Consider the following 19,858-nt stretch of genomic DNA (forward strand, 5'->3'; position numbering starts at 1 on the left):
AGCGGCAATGCAACTCATCGAATGCCCGTGGTGCGGGCCCCGCGAGGAGACCGAGTTCCATTACGGCGGCCAGGCGCATGTCGCCTACCCGCAGGACCCGGCGTCCATCTCCGACGAAGAATGGGCGCACTACATCTTCTTCCGGGCAAATCCGAAGGGGCTTTTCGCCGAACGGTGGAGCCACAGCGCCGGGTGCCGACGCTGGTTCAACGCCGTGCGTGACACCGCCACCTACCGATTCCACGGCGTATACCGCCTGGACGAGCCGAAGCCGACGATCTCGTGAACGCATCGCATCGCACCCCGGCCGGCGGTCGCATCGACCGCGACACCACCTACGAATTCACCTTCGACGGCCGCGCCTACACCGGACACCCGGGTGACACGCTCGCCTCAGCGCTGCTCGCTCACGGCGTGCACAACGTCGCCAGTAGCGTGAACCTGGGCCGCCCCCGGGGAATCTCGGGGGCATGGGCAGAGGACACCGGCGGCACGGTCCAGATCGAGGAACCGTTCCCCGAACCGATGCTGCTCGCGACCACCATCGAGTTGTTCGACGGCCTGGTCGCCCGCGGCATCCCTGGACAGGGCCGGCTCGCCACGATCCCGGATGTGGCACAGTACGACGCCCAGCATGTCCATGCCGACCTCTTGGTCGTCGGTGCCGGTCCGGCCGGGCTGACGGCGGCGCTGACCGCCGCCCGGGCGGGCGCCCGGATCGTCCTGGTCGACGAGCAATCCGAGGCGGGCGGCTCCCTGCTCGGCAGCACCGACACCCTCGACGGCGTCCCCGCGCTCGACTGGGTCGCCTCCGCGGTTTCCGAACTGGCCACCTACCCGGACATGTTGCACCTGCAGCGCACCACCGCATTCGGACATTACGACGACGGCTTCGTGCTCGCACTCGAGCGACGCACCGATCACCGCGGATACGAGGCGCCGGCACACGTCTCGCGGCAGCGGGTGTGGCGGATCCGCGCGCGGCACGTGCTCGTCGCGGCCGGTGCCCACGAACGGCCCGTCGTGTTCACCGACAACGACCGCCCCGGCATCATGCTGGCGCACAGCGCGCGCACCTTCTTGCACCGCTACGGTGTCAAAGTCGGAGAGCGGGCGGTCGTCTTCACCACCAACGACAGCGCCTATCTCGCCGCGATCGACCTGCACGACGCCGGCGTTCGTATCAACGCCATCATCGAGGCCCGCGACCGGGCGCCGCAACGCTGGCAGCGAGAATGCGACGAGCGGGGGATCACGATCCGCACCGGATCCGTGGTTTGTGGCACCCACGGTACCAACCGCATCACCCATGCCGTCGTGTCCACGCGCTCCCACAGCGACACCGGGCCCGATCTTCCGCTCGCGTGCGACGTGCTGCTGGTCAGCGGTGGCTGGAACCCGGCGGTGCATCTGTTCAGCCAGGCCCGCGGCACACTGCGCTACGACAACGTACTCGGCGCGTTCCTGCCCGATGAGCAACTCCCCGGTGTCTCGGTCGCCGGCTCCGCCAACGGGATCTTCGCCCTGTCGGGATGTTTGCGGGAGGGCCGGAGGACCGCTGCGGCAGCGGTTCTCGAACTCGGATTCTCCCCCGCGTCACCGTCGAGCGCGGCGACCGACGTGGACGATGAGGAGCAGACAGCACCCTTGGTGCTCTGGCGCGTCCCCGATGCCGCAGGCGAACAGAGCGCGTTCATAGACGTGCAGCGTGACGCGACTGTCGCCGACCTCGCTCGGGCGATCGGCGCGGGAATGCGGTCGATGGAGCACATCAAGCGTTACACCACCATCGGCACCGCGCACGACCAAGGCAAGACCTCCGGGGTCATCTCCTCCGGCATCGTCTCCGAACTTCTCGGCGTTCCGATCGAGGAGCTGGGCACCACCACCTTCCGCCCGCCCTACACCCCGGTCTCGTTCGCTGCGCTCGCAGGCCAGGATCGAGGCATGCTGTTCGACCCGGAACGTGTCACCGCCATACATGACTGGCACGTCGCACGCGGTGCGGTGTTCGAGGACGTCGGGCAGTGGAAGCGGCCGCGGTACTACCCGCGTCCCGGCGAGAACATGGACTCCGCCGTTTTGCGCGAGTGCGCGGCCGTGCGTGGCGGAGTCGGCATTCTCGACGGCTCCACCCTCGGCAAGATCGACGTGCAGGGTCCGGATGCCGGCGAGCTGCTGGACATGATCTACACGAACATGATGAGCAACCTCGCGGTCGGCAGGATCCGGTACGGCGTCATGTGCGGGGTCGACGGCATGGTTATCGACGACGGGACCGTCATGCGCCTGGCCGAGGACCGATTCCTCGTGTTCACGACTACCGGCGGGGCCGCGAAGATCCTCGACTGGATGGAGGAGTGGACCCAGACCGAATGGCCCCATCTGAAGGTCTGCCTGACTTCCGTCACCGAGCACTGGTCGACCTTCCCCGTCGTCGGGCCGCGCTCCCGCGACGTTGTCGGTGCTGTCTTCCCGGACCTCGATGTCTCCAATGAGGCGTTTCCGTTCATGACATGGCGGGACACCCGCCTCGGCGACATCCCGGTCCGAATCGCGCGGATCAGCTTCTCCGGCGAGCTGGCCTTCGAAGTCAATGTCAACAGCTGGTACGCGCTCGCGGTGTGGTCCCGCCTGCTCGAGGCCGGCCGAACCCGAGGAATCACCCCATACGGCACCGAGACCATGCACGTGCTGCGCGCGGAGAAGGGATACCCGATCGTCGGGCAGGACACCGACGGAACGGTCACCCCACACGATCTGGGCATGGCATGGGCCGTGTCGAAGAAGAAGCCGGACTTCGTCGGCAAGCGCTCGTTCAGCCGCGTCGAGAACAACAACCCGCGACGCAAGCAGTTGGTCGGGCTGCTGCCCATCGACCGGCAGACTGTGCTGCCCGAGGGCTCGCAGATCATCGAGTTCTGCGAGAACGGGGTCCTTCCGCCGCCGCCGGTCCCGATGCTGGGCCACGTCACCTCCAGCTATCGCAGCGCCGAGCTCGATCGACCCTTCGCCCTCGCGCTGCTCGAGGCCGGGCGCTCCCGCATCGGGGAAACCCTGCACATTCCCGTCCGAGGCGCCCTGGTCCCGGTGCAGGTCACCGGATCCGTCCTGATCGACCCGGAAGGAGCACGCCGCGATGGCTGACACCCTCGCCCCCGTCAGTCCTTTGCAGGGCTGGGAGCACAAGATCTCGGCGCTACCCGAGTCCGTCCGTCTGAGCGAGGAGCCCTTCGTCGCCATGGTCGACCTGCGCATCGATGCGCCCGCCGCGGCCGCGCCGGTGTGCGGGGTCGACCTGCCGACCGTGTCTTCCACCTTCGCGCGCTCCGGCGACACCACCGTGATCTGGCTTGGGCCCAATGAATGGCTGGTCACCGACACCTTCCGCACGGGCCGAGCCCTCGAGGCCGAGCTGCGGGCCGCCGTCGCCCCGCATGGCGGCGCAGCGGTGGACGTGTCAGCACAGCGCACCACGCTGCGGTTGCGCGGTGCGCATGCCCGCGACGTACTGGCCAAGGGCTGTTCGCTGGACCTGCACCCGAACGTCTTCACCGCCGGCTCGGCCGCGCAAACCACCCTCGCCCGGGCCGGCATCGTCCTCCTCGCCCTCGACGACACCGGCACAGACCACCGAATCCTCGTCCGATCCTCCTTCGCGCGTTACCTCACCGACTGGCTACTCGACGCGGCCATCGAGTTCAGCCTGGACAACCGGTGACGGTGCAGCGCATAGCCGGCCTGCGCCCTGACTCACCCGATCCCGCATCCCGCCCGATCCGGGCTCGGGTGAGTCTGGGCGCAACCATGCACACCGATGTACCCTGAGGGCTATCTGATATTTCAATGTGTGCAAGAGACGTTTCAGGGGGCATGGTGACACCGTTGCCGCGGCCTTCGAGCAGGGTCCGCACGTCGAACAGCGAGTTGCTCTCCGACCGCGCCTACGTGGCAATCAGAGACAAGCTGATCTCTCTCGATATAGCCCCCGGCGACACCATCGACGAGGAGCGGCTTGCCGCTGAACTGGGCGTCGGCCGAACTCCGGTACGCGAGGCGATCAAACGCCTTGCCCATCAGAAACTCGTTGTCATCTATCCCCGCCGGGGCAGTTATGCGTCGGAAATCGATGTGGCGGACCTCGAATCGATCTGCGATATCCGCGAGCGGCTCGAAGGGTTGGCCGCCGAACAGGCCGCGCGCCACGCCCGGTACGAAGAGCGTCAGGAACTCCAGCACCTGCTCGCCGAGTTCAACGGCTGCACGGACCCGACGGCGCTGCTCGAGCTCGACACCGCGATGCACCGGACGGTGCACCGACTGGCACACAACGAGTATCTGCGTGACATCTTGATGCAGAGTCTCGATCTGTCGCTACGGATATGGAACATGGCGCGCGAGCGGCTGCCACACCTCGAGCATCATGTACACAGTCAGGCCGAGGTACTGCGGGCGATTCTCGACCGCGATCCGCAGCGGGCAGGTGAGCTCGCCCAGAGGCACGTGCGCGAGTTCGAAGACGAGGTCCGGGAGATGTTCTGAATGGCGTAGCCGGCGCCACAACGGTTGTGGCGCCGATTCCACCGCAACCCTTGACCTCGAAACGCCACCACTCTAACGTATTGATATATCAGTTTTCGCCATAAGGCGTTTCAGGTGAGCAGCTTCCGCGACCAGACGACCTCGGAGACCGCATGCCGCACGACGACTTCCAGGAAGGCAGCCGAGACCGAGCCGCGCCACTCGGCGGCAAGGGCGCAAACCTCGCTGAGGTCACCAACCTGGGACTTCCCGCCCCGCTAGGGTTCGCTATCACGACAGACGACCGCGGCATTGTCGGAGTGTCACCATTCGAGTCGCTCGACGTAAGGGGGCTGATGCGCCCCGCCTGCGAGGAGGGGCAGCGCGCCCGTCCAGCTCCGTGGATGCGGCCGAGCACGGTGGCGACTACCCGACAACCCCAGTCCACCCGCGCACCAGCGCGGCCGACGAAGAGCTAGGAGTTCACCATGCCGCAGCAGGTACGCGGGGTCATCGCCCGCGCGAAGGGCGCCCCGGTCGAGACCGTGACCATCACCATCCCGGATCCCGGCCCGGGCGAGGTCGTGGTCGCGATCGCCACGTGCGGGGTGTGCCACACGGACCTCACCTACCGCGAGGGCGGCATCAACGACGAGTACCCCTTCCTGCTCGGCCACGAGGCCGCGGGCGTCGTCGAGAGCGTCGGCCCAGGCGTGGACACGGTCACGGTCGGCGACTTCGTGATCCTCAACTGGCGGGCAGTGTGCGGAAAATGCCGGGCCTGCAAGCGCGGTCGGCCGCAGTACTGCTTCGACACCTACAACGCGACACAGAAGATGGCCCTCGAGGACGGCACCGAACTGACCCCCGCACTGGGTATCGGCGCGTTCGCGGACAAGACCCTCGTGCACGCCGGACAATGCACGAAGGTCGACCCGTCCGCCGACCCTGCGGTGGCCGGACTGCTGGGCTGCGGCGTGATGGCGGGCCTGGGCGCCGCCGTGAACACGGGAAACGTCACCCGCGGCGACTCGGTGGCGGTCATCGGCTGCGGCGGTGTCGGCGACGCCGCGATCATGGGCTCGCGGCTGGCCGGGGCGAACAAGATCATCGCGATCGATCGCGATCCCCGCAAGCTGGAGTGGGCCATCGAGCTGGGCGCCACCCATACGATCAACGGCGCCGAGGTCGACGTCATCGAAGCTGTGCGGGAGCTGACCGGGGGCTTCGGCGCGGACGTGGTGATCGACGCGGTCGGCCGGCCCGAGACCTGGAAGCAGGCGTTCTACGCCCGCGACCTGGCCGGCACCGTAGTGCTGGTCGGCGTACCGACCCCGGACATGACCCTGGAGATACCGCTGGTGGACTTCTTCTCCCGCGGCGGTGCACTGAAGTCGTCCTGGTACGGCGACTGCCTGCCCGAGCGCGACTTCCCGATGCTTGTCGACCTGTATCAGCAGGGCCGGCTGCCGCTGGAGAAATTCGTTACCGAACGCATCGAGCTCGACCAGGTCGAGGAGGCGTTCGCGACCATGCACAGCAACGACGTGCTGCGTTCGGTGGTGGTCCTGTGAGTCTGCGTATCGAGCGGGTCGTCACCTCCGGCACTTTCAGCCTCGACGGCGGCACCTGGGAAGTCGACAACAACATCTGGCTGATCGGCGACGACACCGACGTGGTGATCATCGACGCAGCGCATGCCGCGCAACCGATTATCGACGCCGTCGGGGGTCGTCGGGTCACCGCGGTGCTCTGCACCCACGGCCACAACGATCACATCACCGCGGCGCCCGAACTCGCCGAAAAGCTGGACGCCCCGCTGCTGCTGCACCCCGGTGACGACGTGCTGTGGAGGATTACCCATCCCGACGAGCGATACCTGCGTATCGACGACGGGCAGCGGATCGGAGTCGCCGGCACAGAGATCGAAGTCATCCACACCCCCGGTCACTCGCCGGGCTCGGTATGCCTGCACGTGCCCGAGGCCGGCATGTTGTTCTCCGGCGACACGCTGTTCCAGGGCGGCCCGGGCGCCACCGGCCGGTCCTACTCGGACTTCCCGACGATCATCGACTCGATCCGCGACCGCCTGTTCGCCCTGCCCGAGGACACACTCGTACACACCGGACATGGCGAGGGCACCACGATCGACGCAGAGGCTCCGCACCTGGCCGCCTGGATCGCGCGAGGACACTGACCTTGATCGGAGAACATTCGACTTCTCGGCGACCATCGTCGCGCGGGCGTCGAATGCTGCGGTACGACACACATGACCGGCCGGCGCGTCGACGACCTCGAGCGGACCGCAGAGCGCAATACGCACCGTGTTTCTTATTAGGCAACACCAAGTGGCTGTGCCTATAGTTGCGCCATGAAGAACGCCACGGTGAGAACCGCAAACGGGGCGGCGGGAACCGCGACCGGCGTGCAGTCGGTCGACCGTGCGGTGAGTGTGCTCGAGATCCTGGCCCGACGCGGCGAGGCGGGTGTCAGCGAGGTCGCCGCCGACATCGGTGTGCACAAGTCGACGGCGTTCCGGCTGCTCAGCGCGCTCGAGGACCGCGAGCTCGTCGAACAAACCCATGAGCGCGGCAAGTACCGCCTCAGCTTCGGAATCCTCCGCCTTGCCGGGGCGGTCCCTCGACGGCTGGACATCGCGGAACAGGCAGGCCCGGTGTGCAGGACGCTCGCCGCACAACTCGGCGAGACAGTGAACGTGGCCGTGCTGCGGTCCCATTTCGTGGTCAACCTGTGTCAGGCACGAGGCCCGTCGGCCGTCAGCACGCACAACTGGATCGGTGAGTCGACCCCGCTACATGCCACGTCCAGCGGCAAGATTCTCCTCGCGCATATGGATGCCGAGCAGCGCGAAGACCTGTTGTCCGCGGCAGGTCTGGACCGACTCACCCCGCGGACGATCATCTCTTCCGCAACGCTGGAAGAGCAGCTCTCCATCGCCCTGCGCGACGGCTACGCGTACACCGTCGAGGAGTTGGAGGAGGGCCTCAACGCCATCGCGGCGCCGATCCGCGATCACACCGGCGAGGTGGTCGCGGCGGTCAGCGTGTCCGGTCCGGTCTACCGGTTCAGCGAGCAGTGGCTGCATGAGATCGCGCGGGACGTGATCGTCGCCGCCGACGCGATCAGCCGCAGGATGGGCTATCTCGACTGATTTCCGTTTCCGGTGCGCAGGCTCGGCCGCTCTCGATTGCGGCCGCGCCGCTTGCGCCCCGGATGTATCGATCTGTCAATCGGCAATCTTGGTGCGCAACCAGTCGTGGAACGCTCCGATGTGGTGTTCGCTGGGAACCAGTACCCCACCGTCGCGGTAGATCCGCGAACTCATCGCGGGCTGGCACCGCTCGCACGCATCGAAGTCCTGCCGGTTGACCCGATGAAACAGCTCGACCGAACGGCTGAGATCCTTGCCGGCGGCGACCACCTCGGGCAGGTAGAGCCAGTCGCATTCGACGACCGTGTGGTCGGCAGCAAGCGGAAACATCCGGTGCACGATCACGTGGTCGGGCACCAGATTGACGAACACCTGCGGCTTGATGGTGATCGCGTAGTAGCGCCGGTCCTGATCCTCGGCGACACCAGGGATCCGGTCGAGTCCGTGCGAGCCGTCGACCGTGAAACCCTCGATGCTCGCGCCGAATTCGGCGCCGTGACCGACGTAGTACTGCGCTGCGTAGCCGTCCGCGAATTCCGGAAGCACCTCCGTGAGCTCCGGGTGGATCGTGGCGCAGTGGTAGCACTCCATGAAGTTCTCGACAATCAGCTTCCAGTTCGCCTTGACGTCATAGACGATCCGGCGGCCGACACTGAGCTCGGCGATGTCGTAGTGGGCGATGGACTCGAGGTCGCCGAGCCGGTCGCGCACCTCCCGCATCACCGTCTCGTCGAATGACGGCGGCTGGTCGGCGAGACAGACCCAGACGTAGCCGAGCCACTCCCGCACGGCGATGCGCCGCAGGCCGAAATCAATTCGGTCGATGTCCGGCATCTTCGTCAGGTTGGGCGCGGCCACGAGCTTGCCATCCAGGTCGTAAGTCCAGGCGTGATAGGGACACTGGAACGCGCGCTGGACCTCCCCGCTTTCCTGGGTACACAGGCGCGCACCACGGTGGCGGCAGACGTTGAAGAACGCCCGAACCTCCCCCGAGCGGGACCGTGCGACAAGCACACTCTCGCGCCCGACCTGCACGGTCTTGAACGCGCCCGGCTTGTCGAGGTCGGCCGCGCGCACGGCGCAGAACCACATTGTCTCGAAGACCTTCTCCTGTTCGATGGCGAAGACCTCGGCGTGGGTGTAGTAGTGGCCGGGCAGCGTGGCGATCAGGCTTTCGGGCAGGCTTGCGGTGGTCACGGCAGGCTCCTTTTCGGTGTCGCTGTTGGGTTCGATCTCGCTGGAGGTGTCCGGTTCCCGGTCAGGAGGCGGCGGGCAGGCTTGCGAGCTGGCGCCGCCAGCGGGTGAACAGCCGCGGCCGGTCGATGCCGAGGACCGCTACCGGCATGCCCTCGCGGCGGTACACCGCCAGGAAGCCGGTCTCATCGAGAACGCCATCCTCAACAGTGATCTCGTCGTCAGGGTGGGCGATGCCGGCAAACTGGATTCGCTTGCCGTACTGGTCGGACCAAAAGTAGGGCGGCTTGGCGGACGTTCCTTGATACAGCCCGCCGGCAAGCAGCGTCGAGACAGCGATGGCCGGACGCTCCATAGCCGCAGTCCAGTGCTCGACCCGGTGCCGCCGGCCGAGAAACGGCTCGTGCCAGGACGCGCAGTCCCCGACGGCGACGACCTGCGGGATCGATGTCGCCCCGCCCGCGTCGCAAAGCACGCCGTTGCCCAATTCCACAGAACCGCCGTGCAGCCACTCGATGTTCGGGATTGCGCCGACGCCGACGAGTACGGCGTCCGCGGGCAGGTGCGTGCCGTCGGCGAGCTCGACCCCGGTGGCCCGGTCGCTGCCGGTCAGGCCGGCGACGCCGACCCCACACCGCAGCGTCGTGCCATGCTCGGTGTGCAGACGCGCCACCGCAGCGCCGAGCCGAACTCCGAGCGGCCCGGCCAGCGGGGTGGGCGCGGCCTCGACCACGGTCACCTCGAGACCGAGCTTGCGGGCGGTTGAGGCGACCTCGGCGCCGATGAACCCAGCGCCGATGACCGCGAGCCGGGCGCCATCGCGGAGCCTGTCCCGCAGTGCGAGCGCGTCATCGAGAGTACGTAGCACGTGCACACCGGCCATCGCCTCCGAGCCTGGCCACCGGCGCGCACGGGCTCCGGTGGCGATCACGACACCGTCGGCGCTCAGTCGGGTACCGTCTTCCAGCTCCACCGCTCCCCCTGCGGCGTCGAGTCGGGTGGCCTGGATACCGAGCACCCAACGCGCGCAAAGGTTTTCGTCGTCGAGTTCGAGGGCCAAGGTGTCGGCTTCGATCTCGCCGGCGAGGAACTCCTTCGACAGTGGCGGGCGGTCGTAGGGCCGATGGGCCTCGGCGCCGACGACCGTCAGCTCGCCGTCGAATCCCTGGGCGCGCAGAGCCCGAGCGGCGGAGAGGCCCGCCAGCGAGGCACCGATGACCGCGATGGTCCTCATCGCCCGGCTTTCATCGCCCGCACGGACACGCTCGGAGGCAGGTTCGGTCGAGCGCTGCTGAGCTCGATGTGGATGACTCCGTCGACGATTGTCACCCGATGGGTACGCACCGGCAGCTTGGCGGGAGGGGCGTCCACCGCGCCGGTACGCAAGTCGAACCGCGAGGCGTGCAGGGGGCATTCGACCTGGCAGCCCTCCAGCCAGCCGTCGGCCAGAGATGCGTCCTGGTGGGTGCAGGTGTCGTCGATGGCGTACAGGTCGCCGTCTTCGGTATGGAACACCGCGATCGGGGTGTCCCCCTCGATACGACGGGTCTCGCCGCGCGGCAGCTCGGATAGCGGGCAGACTTCGAGCATGACTGGGCCTCTCTGTAGCGCCTGGCGAAACTCGATTCGCAATATGCAACAGCGTGCTCGGGGTCACACTCGGTTGTCAAGAGCGCGTACGGGATCGCGCATTCGACCTCACGCAGGCATATCGTCTCGCCCTGTATTACCGAGGCACAGAAGAGCGCACGGCACGGGAGAAGGACCCGTCGAATGCGCGCCCAATGCCGGACTGCTCGAGCCTGCCCAGCACGACAACTCCCGCAGCGCAAGCTTTCCCCACGGATGCCGCAGCGGATCCGGCTCGCCCTACGGTCAGACGACGGCGCGTATCGCGCGTTCGAAGCCGGTGACGTGGTCGTGCGCGAGTTCGGCCGCGCGGTCGGCCTCGCCGTCTGCGATCGCCCGCAGCAGCGCCACATGCTCACTCACATGCTGGGCGACTGTCGGCATACGGTCGAGGAACAGGCAGAAGATCCGAGTGGCCAGGTCGTCATGTCGGACGAGCACATCCCGCAAGTGCGGGTTGCCGGTCGCCCGGTAGATCGCTCGGTGTACTGCCAGGTCCCACCGCATGAGCTCTCGGCGATCAATCCCGGCGACGTCGAGCCGCTCGGTGCGGTCCGCCAGCTCCCGCAGCTCCGACCGCATCGCCGCGTTCGCCACCTGCGCGGCTCGACGTGCGGCGAGCGGCTCGAGCACCTGCCGGATTTCGGAGATGTGTGCGAGGTCGGTGATATCGACGCCGGTCGCGAAGGTCCCTCGGCGCGGGTACGACACAACCAGCCGGTCCATCTCGAGCCGCTTGAGTGCCTCTCGGACCGGCGTGCGGCCGGCACCGAGGTCCCTCGCCAGCTCGTTCTCGACAATCGCCGCGTTGGGTCGGATGTCGAGCATGATCAATCGGTCCCTGATCGCCGCATACGCACGCTCGGCCATCGAGTCCGGTACACCCTCGGGAATAGGCGCGACAGTGCTCACACCGAGCATCCTATGCCGTCGGATCGCGGCGCTTGACCCCGTTGACACCCATGCAATATGCTTTGGATCATATTGATATATCAGAATGATAATTCTGATATTCGAACGAAATGCCCGTCCGGTCTATCGATTGAGCAGTCCGCGCGACGAAAACACCCGGCGCCGCTTCCCCCAGCGCCGATGCCCAGGAGACCCTGTGACGCACACCTTCACCTTGACACTCAGTTGCCCACAGCGACCCGGCATCGTCCACGCGGTGAGCTCGTTTCTCATTCAGCGCGGGTGCGACATCCTCGAGCACCAGCAGTTCGACGACACCAGAGGTGGGTCGCTGTTCCTTCGAACCTGCTTCCACTCCGGGCGCGAGGTGCAAGCGGAACAGCTCAGCGCAGCGTTCGAATCCGTCGCTACCGAGTTCGGCATGACGTTCGCCCTCGGCGACGAGCGCGTCCCGCGCGTTCTCGTGATGGTCTCCCGCCTCGGCCACTGCCTGAACGACCTGATCTTTCGATGGCGCGCGGGCAACTTGGGCGGCGAGCTCGTCGGCGTGGTCTCCAACCACGAGGATCTGCGGCCGATGTCCGAGGCGGCCGGGCTGCCGTTCTATCACGTCCCCGTCTCCGCGACGACCAAGCGGCAAGCCGAGGCGCGCCTACTGGAACTGGTTGACGAATGGCAAGTGGACCTTGTCGTGCTCGCCCGCTACATGCAGGTGCTCTCCGACGAGGCCTGCCAACTGCTGCACGGGCGGGCGATCAACATCCACCATTCGTTCCTGCCCGGTTTCAAGGGCGCCAAGCCGTATCGCCAGGCCTACGACCGGGGCGTCAAGCTCGTCGGCGCCACGGCCCACTACGTCACCCCCGACCTGGACGAGGGGCCGATCATCGAACAAGAGGTCATCCGCATCGACCACACCTTCGACCCCGTGCGCCTGGCCACCGTGGGCCGAGACGCCGAGGCGCTGGCGCTGTCCCGCGCAGTCCGCTGGCACTGCGAGCACCGGGTTCTGCTCAACGGCCACAGCACCATCGTCTTCCAGTAATCGAAAACCTGCCCCGAGCGAAGTCACCGATTCCGGGTCCCGACCACGCCTCCGCACGCAGGCCTCACCGAGGAGAAGATCAACGTCCCGGTCACCGTCGTCGAATGCTGGGCGGTGGCGATGGTTCGGCGAACGGCATCGTGCGCCAGGAGCCGAGTCGACGCCGAGGCCGGGCGTACGGTGCTCGCAGAGGTGCGGCACCGAGTGAAAGGCATGCCCTGCCGATATGGGCCGAAGACCTTGCCCCGCAATAGTTTCGCACTGAATCCACCGACGGGCTTCGGAAACCTGCCCTCCTCTTCTCGGTCACCCTCGACTGTTCGCCGACGATGAGAACATGCGCCACCATCGTCGACATGCGCGTGAGACTCTTCCGGACCGAGCGAATGCCATCGACCGCCCACGGCGCGGTTGGAATGGCGATCCGCGGGTAGTCGCGACCCAGGAGGTGTGAGATGCCCAAGGAATGGAACAGCAAGGAAGAACGGCAGTACGAGCACGTCAAGGACTCAGCGAAGGGCCGAGGCGCGAGCACGGAACGCGCGAAGGAGATCGCCGCGCGCACAGTCAACAAGAACCGGGCGCAGCAGGGCAAGACCAAGACCGCGAGCCGGGCCTCCACCGAGGACAAGTCTCCGCAGCAACGAGGTGGTCAGCGCTCCGGCCGCGGTGGGCCGAAGGGCCCGACGCGGGACCAGCTGTACAGCGAAGCGAAGAAGCGCAATATCAACGGCCGTTCCAGGATGACCAAGAGCCAGTTGGAAAAGGCGCTGGGCCGCAGCTGAGCCAGCGCAATTTGATCGGCGTCATGTGGCTGGAAGCTGATTCAGCTAGAAAACCCAAGGAATTTCGATGCGCAATCGCACTACGGGACCGGCGTGGTCACACGCCGCGCTCGCCTCAATGGCCGCCGCCGCAATGGCCGTCGGCGGAGCTGGAACCGCACAGGCCCGGCCCGAACCGCCCGCCATCGGCGGCGGTTCGGGAATCATCATCGACAGCCGCGCCGAGTGCACGCTCACCACCGTCGGCCACGACCGTGAGGGACGGCTGCTCGGGCTGACGGCTGGTCACTGCGGCGACCAAGGCGCGAAGGTCCGCGCGGAAGCCGATCCCAGCTACGGGGTGGTCGGACGCTTCGTGCACTCCGATCCCACACTGGACTACGCGGTCATCGAATTCGACCCGGGTCGGATCGCGCCCCTCGCTCGGGTGGGTGCGACGACCATCACCGGGATCGGAGCGCCCGCGCAGTTCCCGACGGTGGTGTGCAAGAAGGGCCGCACCACCGGCACCAGCTGCGGCGTGGCCTGGGGCGACGTGCGCGCGACGAACAACGAAACCTGGACTCAGATGTGCGTCCTGCAAGGCGATTCCGGCGCTCCGGTTCTGGTAGGCACCACCCTGGTCGGCATGGTGAACGCATACCTGGGCATCGGCTGCTTCGGTCCGGAAGTCGGCACGAATATCAGCGCGATCATTGCCGATCTGGAGACGCGCGGCGACGTGGGCGCCGGCTACCACCCGCTACCGGCGGGATGATCGGCCACCCGCGACCGCTCTCGTCGGACCGGACGGAAGAGGTCGCACTGCAGGTAACGCGGAGAGTCGGCCGCCGTCAAGCCGTGATTCGGCGTGTCCGGCGAGGAGGCGGCGGAGGCCGCGCACAGCCCGCTCGATGTTCGTTAGCTCACAATCACGACGAGAATCGCCGGTTCATGGCATGGTTGTCTAGTGAGATCAGGCCGATCGACGTGATCGGCTTGGCTTGTCTACAGAAAAGAATGAAGTAAGCAATGACTCAAGGCAGTGTGAAGTGGTTCAACAGCGAAAAAGGCTTCGGCTTCATCGCGCAAGACGGTGGCGGTCCTGACGTCTTCGTTCATTATTCCGCCGTGTCCGGCTCGGGATTCAAGTCCCTTGAAGAGGGGCAGCGCGTGGAGTTCGAGGTCGGCCAAGGACAGAAGGGCCCGCAGGCCCAGGACGTCCGCGCTATCTGATCGACGCAGCTTGGAAAGCCCCGCGCTACGGCGCGGGGCTTTTGCGCGTTTCGGGCGCGCTTACCCCGCTGTCTGGGGGGCTTGGGCGTCACCGCGGTCGACGGAACGTAGGGAGCGCCCTCGTTGGTCGTGCCGCTCGCGACCGTCGCGTTGTCGAGCGTGCGTAACGGGTCGGGCGCGGTGTCGACGTACAGCCTGATGACATCGTCGGTGACCGACAGATCCCTTTGCAGCACGGGCAGACTCGCGTTGATCTGCCGTAGGTAGTCGGCGCGGGCGAGATCGCCGCGCTGGTCGCCGCGGCCCTGGCGCGCGGCGACCGGTCGACACGGCGTCGAGTTTGCCCGGGCGCACCCCGCTGAGCCGCGCGCGCGCCGCCCGCGCGCCGAAACTCGTCCCGCCAGAACGCTCATCGGTTGCTGCACGCGCTGCTAGGCTCCTCTGCGACCTCAGCGGTTGCTACTTGCGCTACCGGAGTGCGCGGGTCCGCTCGTGCAGGACGCAGCTGCGAAATCTCATGACGGAATGGATAAATCATGCAACTCCGCGGCATCACTGCGGCAGCGACACTGGCCATCGGTTCCCTCACTCTCAGCACCGGCGTGGCACACGCCGAGCCGACGACACCCGACATCGTCTACTCGGCCCGACTAGTGGACAAGACGGTGGTGGCCGCGCTCAAAGACGGAACGTTCGAGTTGTTCAAGGCACTTCGAGACCACGTGAGTACCGACGCGAACGCCCGGCTGACCGATCGGGACGGTGTGCTCGTCGACAGCAACGGCGCCCGCGCCGACATCGCGCAGGTGATCGATGTGGTCGACATCCGGGACCGCGACGGGCGCGTCGCCATGACGTTGCCGCTGGACTTCCGGGTCGCCGACACCGCGATCCCGGTTCGACCGGAGTTGAAAAAAGACGCCACGGTATTGGAGCTGACGCCGACCAGGCCAGAGGGGCTGGCGATCGCCGAACCGCTCGTAGCCCAGCCGGTGGCGTCGAGGACCGAAAATCAGCGCGCCCGTGACGAATTCGCCGGCCAGTTCGGGCTGGCCAGCGCCGTCGGCGGCTTCATCGGCACCGCTATCGGCGCCACGATCGGCTGTGTGGCCACGATCGCGGTCGGCTGTGTGGCCGGCCTGCTTACCGGCGCGACCCTCGGCGGCATCCTCGGGACCATCGCGATCGGCGGCCCCACGCTCCTCGCGGCGGGCGTAGACCTGCTCACCACACTGCAAGCGGCCGAGGGCACCACCCACTGGGCCGACAAGCCCGCGCGCTCCACACCGGAACAGCCGAACTGACAACTGGTCCCGGCGGCACGCACGACGCCGCCGGGACGAGCACCGCGCCGCTACAGCGGCGCGGTCGTCGTGTTCAAGCGCCCCACGCGCTCGTCGTTGATCAGGTGATAGGCCCAGCCGAGGTCGTCGAGTGCCCGCTCCCATCTGGCTTCCGCGTCACCGCCGCGGGGGTTGCGGCTGAGCAGGAGCAGGGCCTCGGCCGCGTCGGTGGAGCGTGCGGCGGCGTCGAGCAGAACCGGCACCGGATCCACGGTGGTGCCGGCCGCGAGGGCACCGATCCGGTCGTGCAGCCACTGTGCGTCGAAACGGACTTGTTCCGTGGCATTTTCCCCCTCCACCGGTTGCGCGCTGACCGCAGCGGCCTTGGCAGCCTCGTCGTCGGCGGCGGTGGTGATGACCTGCCGCAGCTCGCTGCTCGCCACCCGATGTAGCAATCCGACCAGCATGGCCCGCTCCGCGTTGGGCCCGCGTAGACCGGTGTCGTTCAGCCGCGCGCCGACCTCGTCCGGGTCGACACGCAGAATCGACAGAGCCGCTAGCAACTGCGCAATCGTGACCACTTCGTCCGCCCTTTTTCATCGTCGCGGGCCCACCATCACATCTCGGCGACGGTGTGCCAAGCCCACAGCACGTTAACCACCCGGTAGCCATCTTGCGGGATCGAGCGTGTCGAGACAACCACCACCGACTTCGTGGTGCTTCTCCCTTCCAGACCCTGCCCTGCGGTCGAGGTCACGCGAACCGCAGGGTAAACCTGCGAGCAGGTTGGGTACTCCCTCATCTATGGGAGCGATACAGGCGCGGGTCACTGGCGACACGACCACGCCCACAGTGCGCGAGTCCGAACACGGCGATGCGATCGCGAGCACGAAATGGCGTCGGATCAGGGAAGTGATCGCGACCCGCACCATCGCCGACGCTACGCGTGAAGTGTCGATCGAAGTTGGCAAACCGCAGATGGCGCCTGGCGACACCGGTGTGGTGTGCGGATTCCGCATCCAAGACATCGGAGAGCGCTGGGCGCACGGCGCCGATACGATCGAGGCGCTGTACCGCGCCCTTCAGGAGATCGCGGCCGAGCTGCGACAGGCCAACGACCGAGGGGCGCAGTTCGAGGTGACCGAACCGTCCGATCCACGGTTCCCCGCCGCCCCCGCTCGGCCGTCCCGTGCCGCAGCGACAGCGGATCACGAGCCCCAGGCGCTGATCGCCGCGCGCACTCTGCGCGACGCCGACAGCTCGCTGTCGATCATCATCGGCAGGCCGTACCTCGCGGCCGACGGACGTCATCACCTATGCCGGTTCCACATCAGCGAGCAGGGTTCCTCCGTCGCCACCGGCGTCGACGAGATCCAAGCGCTGCACACCGCGATCAGCATGATCAGCGAACGCCTGGAGCTGCCGCACGATTGGCCGGTCAGCCGCCTGTCCTGAACCGACGCGCAATAAAGAACCGCCCGCCGCCCAGCCGGTTCGGATTCGGCATCGAATCATCGGGTGGTGGATTGTCATCGACCACGCCGTGCCGCTCCAGCGTCCTGAGCAGTGGGCATGCCCGACGCCGACACCTGCCACCCCTGAATTTCGAACCAGATCGCGGCGAAGCTTCAGCGTCGTCAGGAGGGACTGCCCATGGAATTCATTTCACCGGTCGACGCCCTATTCCTCATCGCGGAATCACGAGAGCACCCGATGCACGTCGGTTCGCTACAGGTATTCGATCCGATGGAAAGCACCGGATCTGAGTTCGCGCGACGCGCTTACGCGACCCTGGCGGCCGACCGGAACTTCCATCGGACCTTCCGCAAGCGCCCGGCCCGGCTGTTCGGTTCCCCCCAGCTGGCGTGGACGGTCGACAGCACCGTCGAGGTCGACTATCACCTACAGCGTTGGGCGCTCCCGGAATACGGGAACTTGGACGCGCTGGTCGAGGTCGCCGCCGGACTGCACAGCACGCTGCTCGACCGCCATCGGCCACTGTGGGAAGTGCATCTGATCGAAGGGCTCGCGGACGACCGGGTCGGCGTGTACAGCAAGATGCACCATGCCCTCATCGATGGCGTCGGCGCTCAGCGACTGCTGCAGCGCACACTCACCAGCGACCCCGACTCCGGCGAAGCGCTGGTGCCCTGGCATCTGCCATCTTCCGGCCGACGCACCGAGAATCCACCGCGCCAACGCTCGCTCGGCGCCATGGCACGCGGGATGCGCGCCGCGGCGGGCACCGCGCCTACGGCGTTGCGCCTGGCCCGCGCTGCGTTGGTCGAACAGCAGCTGATCCTGCCGTTCGCCGCGCCGCGCACCCTGTTCAACGTCCCGATCGGCGGGGCACGCCGCTGCGCCGCCCGCTCCTGGCCGCTCGATCGGATCCGGCAGGTCAAGAAAGCGACCGACGCGACGGTCAACGACGTGGTGCTGGCCATGTCGGCGGGCGCGCTGCGCACATACTTGATCGAGCACCAAGCCCTTCCTGACAAGCCCTTGGTCGCGATGGTGCCGGTATCGCTGCGGCAGGACTCCGACGACGGCGCCGCCACCGACGGCAACGCGCTGGCGGCGCTGCTGTGCAACCTCGCCACCGATCTCGCCGACCCCGCCGCGCGGCTGGCAGCGATCAGTTCCTCGATGCGGCGCAGCAAGGACATCTACCGTTCGCTCACCCCCGCGCAGGCTGTCTCATTGTCCGCGCTGACGCTGAGCCCGCTCGCGCTGTCACTGCTCGTACCCGCCACGGTTGCGCTGACCAGCCCGCCGTTCAACATCGTCATCTCCAATGTGCCCGGACCACGCGACCACCGGTACTGGAACGGCGCCCGCCTCGACGCCACCTACCCGCTCTCGATCCCGATCGACGGCCAAGCGATCAACATCACCCTCACCAGCAACGCCGACAACCTCGACATCGGCATCGTCGCCTGCCGTCGCAGCGTCCCCCGCGCGTCCATGCTGCTCGACCACCTGGAGTCGGCGCTGGCCGACCTGGAGGAGGCGGTCCGCTGACCACCGGACGGGCCGCCCGACGACCTGCTCCACCGTCTCGGCTCAGAGAATCGGGCGTCCGCCGGTGACAGCGACCCGTGCTCCGGAGATGTAGCTGCCATCGTCGGAGGCGAGCAAGACGTAGGTGGGAGCCAGCTCGGCGGGTTGACCGGCCCGGCCGAGCGGAGTGTCATCACCGAACCGGGTGACCTTCTCGACCGGCATCGTCGACGGGATCAGCGGCGTCCAGATCGGCCCTGGCGCGACGCTGTTGACACGAATTCCGCGCTCCCCCAACAATTGTGCGAGGCTTGCGGAGAAGTTGGCGATGGCGGCCTTGGTGGCGGCGTACGGCGCAAGGGTGGGTGACGGCATGTCGGAGTTGACCGAGGAACTGCCGATGATGGACCCGCCCGAGGGCATATGCGGCAGCGCCGCCTTCACCAGGCGGAAGTAGGCGCTGACGTTCACCTCGAAGGTGTAGTCGAACTCCTCGTCGCTGATCTCCTCGAGCGTGTTGTGGGTCATCTGATAAGCGGCGTTGCTGACCAGCACGTCGATCTTGCCGAACTCCTGCACTGCGCGGTCGACGATCGTGCGGCAGTGCTGTGGCTGCGACAGGTCACCGTCCACCAGAACCGCTTTGCGGCCGGCCTGCTCCACCAGCTGCGCGACCTGCTTCGCGTCCTCGTCCTCGTCCTCGTTGAGGTAGGAGATCAAAACGTCCGCGCCCTCCCGGGCGAAGGCGATGGCGACGGCCCGGCCGATGCCGCTGTCGGCACCGGTGATCACAGCTGCCTTGCCGGCGAGTTTCCCGGAACCGCGATAGCTGTCCTCGCCGCAGTCCGGAATCGGCGTCATCCTGCCCTGCACGCCGGGGACTTCTTGCTGCTGCTCGGTAAAGCCCATGGTCGCGTTCCTCCTGTGCATCGCTGTTCTGGACGGTCCTATATACGGCGACTACCGCGAAAACCCTCCGGCAAACCCAGGCCCCGCGCTCACCGCGAGCCCGACGCGCCGAATCCGTTGGTCGAGGGCGGCTCCCGTTGCGCCGCAGCCGGACCGGCCAGCAGAGGCCGAGCATCTTGCCGGTGTCGCCGCC

22 protein-coding genes are annotated in these 19,858 nt (G+C 67.1%); 15 read left to right on the forward strand and 7 right to left on the reverse strand.

Annotated features, from left to right (window positions below; genetic code table 11):
• Positions 1–7: 7 nt before the first annotated feature.
• From AB0H00_RS27270 to AB0H00_RS27305, 8 genes are all read left to right on the forward strand, one after another.
• Positions 8–286 carry a sarcosine oxidase subunit delta gene (locus AB0H00_RS27270; protein WP_357271813.1) on the forward strand — a complete coding sequence of 93 codons (279 nt, stop codon included), beginning with the start codon at positions 8–10 and terminating at the stop codon, positions 284–286.
• Positions 283–3,147, forward strand: coding sequence for a 2Fe-2S iron-sulfur cluster-binding protein (locus AB0H00_RS27275; protein WP_357271815.1), 2,865 nt, complete (start codon positions 283–285; stop codon positions 3,145–3,147). Before AB0H00_RS27270 ends, AB0H00_RS27275 begins: the two co-directional genes overlap by 4 nt.
• The gene (locus AB0H00_RS27280; protein ID WP_357271817.1) at positions 3,140–3,721 is read left to right on the forward strand and encodes a sarcosine oxidase subunit gamma family protein; all 582 of its coding nucleotides are present in this window, start codon (positions 3,140–3,142) and stop codon (positions 3,719–3,721) included. Before AB0H00_RS27275 ends, AB0H00_RS27280 begins: the two co-directional genes overlap by 8 nt.
• Before the next feature lie 164 nt (positions 3,722–3,885).
• Complete coding sequence (locus AB0H00_RS27285; protein ID WP_357271819.1) at positions 3,886–4,542, forward strand: GntR family transcriptional regulator; 657 nt, start codon at positions 3,886–3,888, stop codon at positions 4,540–4,542.
• A 152-nt stretch (positions 4,543–4,694) separates the two neighbouring features.
• Positions 4,695–5,000: a hypothetical protein gene (locus tag AB0H00_RS27290; protein WP_357271821.1), complete on the forward strand. Its 306-nt coding sequence runs from the start codon at positions 4,695–4,697 to the stop codon at positions 4,998–5,000.
• A 9-nt stretch (positions 5,001–5,009) separates the two neighbouring features.
• Entirely contained in the window at positions 5,010–6,095 is a 1,086-nt protein-coding gene (locus AB0H00_RS27295) for an S-(hydroxymethyl)mycothiol dehydrogenase (protein ID WP_357271824.1), read from the forward strand.
• Positions 6,092–6,718: an MBL fold metallo-hydrolase gene (locus AB0H00_RS27300; protein ID WP_357271826.1), complete on the forward strand. Its 627-nt coding sequence runs from the start codon at positions 6,092–6,094 to the stop codon at positions 6,716–6,718. The genes AB0H00_RS27295 and AB0H00_RS27300 overlap by 4 nt, the downstream gene beginning before the upstream one ends.
• 174 nt (positions 6,719–6,892) lie before the next feature.
• On the forward strand, positions 6,893–7,693 hold the full coding sequence (locus AB0H00_RS27305) for an IclR family transcriptional regulator (RefSeq protein WP_357271828.1): 801 nt from the start codon (positions 6,893–6,895) through the stop codon (positions 7,691–7,693).
• Positions 7,694–7,768: 75 nt separating this feature from the next.
• Here AB0H00_RS27305 and AB0H00_RS27310 read toward each other — a convergent pair whose 3' ends face one another.
• The 4 genes from AB0H00_RS27310 to AB0H00_RS27325 form a co-directional block, all read right to left on the reverse strand.
• Positions 7,769–8,890 carry an aromatic ring-hydroxylating dioxygenase subunit alpha gene (locus AB0H00_RS27310; protein ID WP_357271830.1) on the reverse strand — a complete coding sequence of 374 codons (1,122 nt, stop codon included), beginning with the start codon at positions 8,888–8,890 and terminating at the stop codon, positions 7,769–7,771.
• A 61-nt stretch (positions 8,891–8,951) separates the two neighbouring features.
• A complete protein-coding gene (locus tag AB0H00_RS27315; RefSeq protein WP_357271832.1) occupies positions 8,952–10,121 on the reverse strand; it encodes an FAD-dependent oxidoreductase in 1,170 nt (389 codons plus the stop codon).
• Entirely contained in the window at positions 10,118–10,477 is a 360-nt protein-coding gene (locus AB0H00_RS27320) for a bifunctional 3-phenylpropionate/cinnamic acid dioxygenase ferredoxin subunit (RefSeq protein ID WP_357271835.1), read from the reverse strand. Before AB0H00_RS27320 ends, AB0H00_RS27315 begins: the two co-directional genes overlap by 4 nt.
• Positions 10,478–10,762: 285 nt before the next feature.
• Positions 10,763–11,386: a GntR family transcriptional regulator gene (locus AB0H00_RS27325; protein WP_357271908.1), complete on the reverse strand. Its 624-nt coding sequence runs from the start codon at positions 11,384–11,386 to the stop codon at positions 10,763–10,765.
• 238 nt (positions 11,387–11,624) lie between these two features.
• On the opposite strand from AB0H00_RS27325, the gene purU reads away from it, so the two are divergent.
• The 5 genes from purU to AB0H00_RS27350 all read left to right on the forward strand — a co-directional run bounded on the left by purU (position 11,625) and on the right by AB0H00_RS27350 (position 15,777).
• Positions 11,625–12,473 carry a formyltetrahydrofolate deformylase gene (gene purU / locus AB0H00_RS27330; RefSeq protein ID WP_357271837.1) on the forward strand — a complete coding sequence of 283 codons (849 nt, stop codon included), beginning with the start codon at positions 11,625–11,627 and terminating at the stop codon, positions 12,471–12,473.
• A 455-nt stretch (positions 12,474–12,928) separates the two neighbouring features.
• Entirely contained in the window at positions 12,929–13,258 is a 330-nt protein-coding gene (locus tag AB0H00_RS27335; RefSeq protein ID WP_357271839.1) for a plasmid stabilization protein, read from the forward strand.
• A 133-nt stretch (positions 13,259–13,391) separates the two neighbouring features.
• A complete protein-coding gene (locus tag AB0H00_RS27340; protein WP_357271909.1) occupies positions 13,392–14,015 on the forward strand; it encodes a serine protease in 624 nt (207 codons plus the stop codon).
• A gap of 254 nt (positions 14,016–14,269) precedes the next feature.
• Positions 14,270–14,473, forward strand: coding sequence for a cold-shock protein (locus tag AB0H00_RS27345; protein ID WP_327114982.1), 204 nt, complete (start codon positions 14,270–14,272; stop codon positions 14,471–14,473).
• Between the two features lie 536 nt (positions 14,474–15,009).
• Positions 15,010–15,777, forward strand: coding sequence for a hypothetical protein (locus AB0H00_RS27350; RefSeq protein ID WP_357271841.1), 768 nt, complete (start codon positions 15,010–15,012; stop codon positions 15,775–15,777).
• Positions 15,778–15,827: 50 nt separating this feature from the next.
• Here the strand turns inward: AB0H00_RS27350 and AB0H00_RS27355 are convergent, their stop codons facing one another.
• Together AB0H00_RS27355 and AB0H00_RS27360 are read right to left on the reverse strand one after the other, a co-directional pair.
• Positions 15,828–16,337, reverse strand: coding sequence for a hypothetical protein (locus AB0H00_RS27355; RefSeq protein ID WP_357271843.1), 510 nt, complete (start codon positions 16,335–16,337; stop codon positions 15,828–15,830).
• 35 nt (positions 16,338–16,372) lie between these two features.
• Positions 16,373–16,513, reverse strand: a complete 141-nt coding sequence (locus tag AB0H00_RS27360) for a hypothetical protein (RefSeq protein WP_357271845.1) — start codon at positions 16,511–16,513, stop codon at positions 16,373–16,375.
• A 47-nt stretch (positions 16,514–16,560) separates the two neighbouring features.
• Between AB0H00_RS27360 and AB0H00_RS27365 the strand changes: the two genes are divergently transcribed.
• On the forward strand, positions 16,561–17,211 hold the full coding sequence (locus tag AB0H00_RS27365) for a hypothetical protein (RefSeq protein ID WP_357271847.1): 651 nt from the start codon (positions 16,561–16,563) through the stop codon (positions 17,209–17,211).
• A gap of 198 nt (positions 17,212–17,409) precedes the next feature.
• A complete protein-coding gene (locus AB0H00_RS27370; protein ID WP_357271850.1) occupies positions 17,410–18,777 on the forward strand; it encodes a wax ester/triacylglycerol synthase family O-acyltransferase in 1,368 nt (455 codons plus the stop codon).
• 42 nt (positions 18,778–18,819) lie between these two features.
• Here the strand turns inward: AB0H00_RS27370 and AB0H00_RS27375 are convergent, their stop codons facing one another.
• A complete protein-coding gene (locus AB0H00_RS27375) occupies positions 18,820–19,665 on the reverse strand; it encodes a glucose 1-dehydrogenase (RefSeq protein ID WP_357271851.1) in 846 nt (281 codons plus the stop codon).
• Between the last annotated feature and the right edge of the window lie 193 nt (positions 19,666–19,858).

The organism is Nocardia sp. NPDC023852 (assembly GCF_040639505.1).
Taxonomy (GTDB): Bacteria; Actinomycetota; Actinomycetes; order Mycobacteriales; family Mycobacteriaceae; genus Nocardia.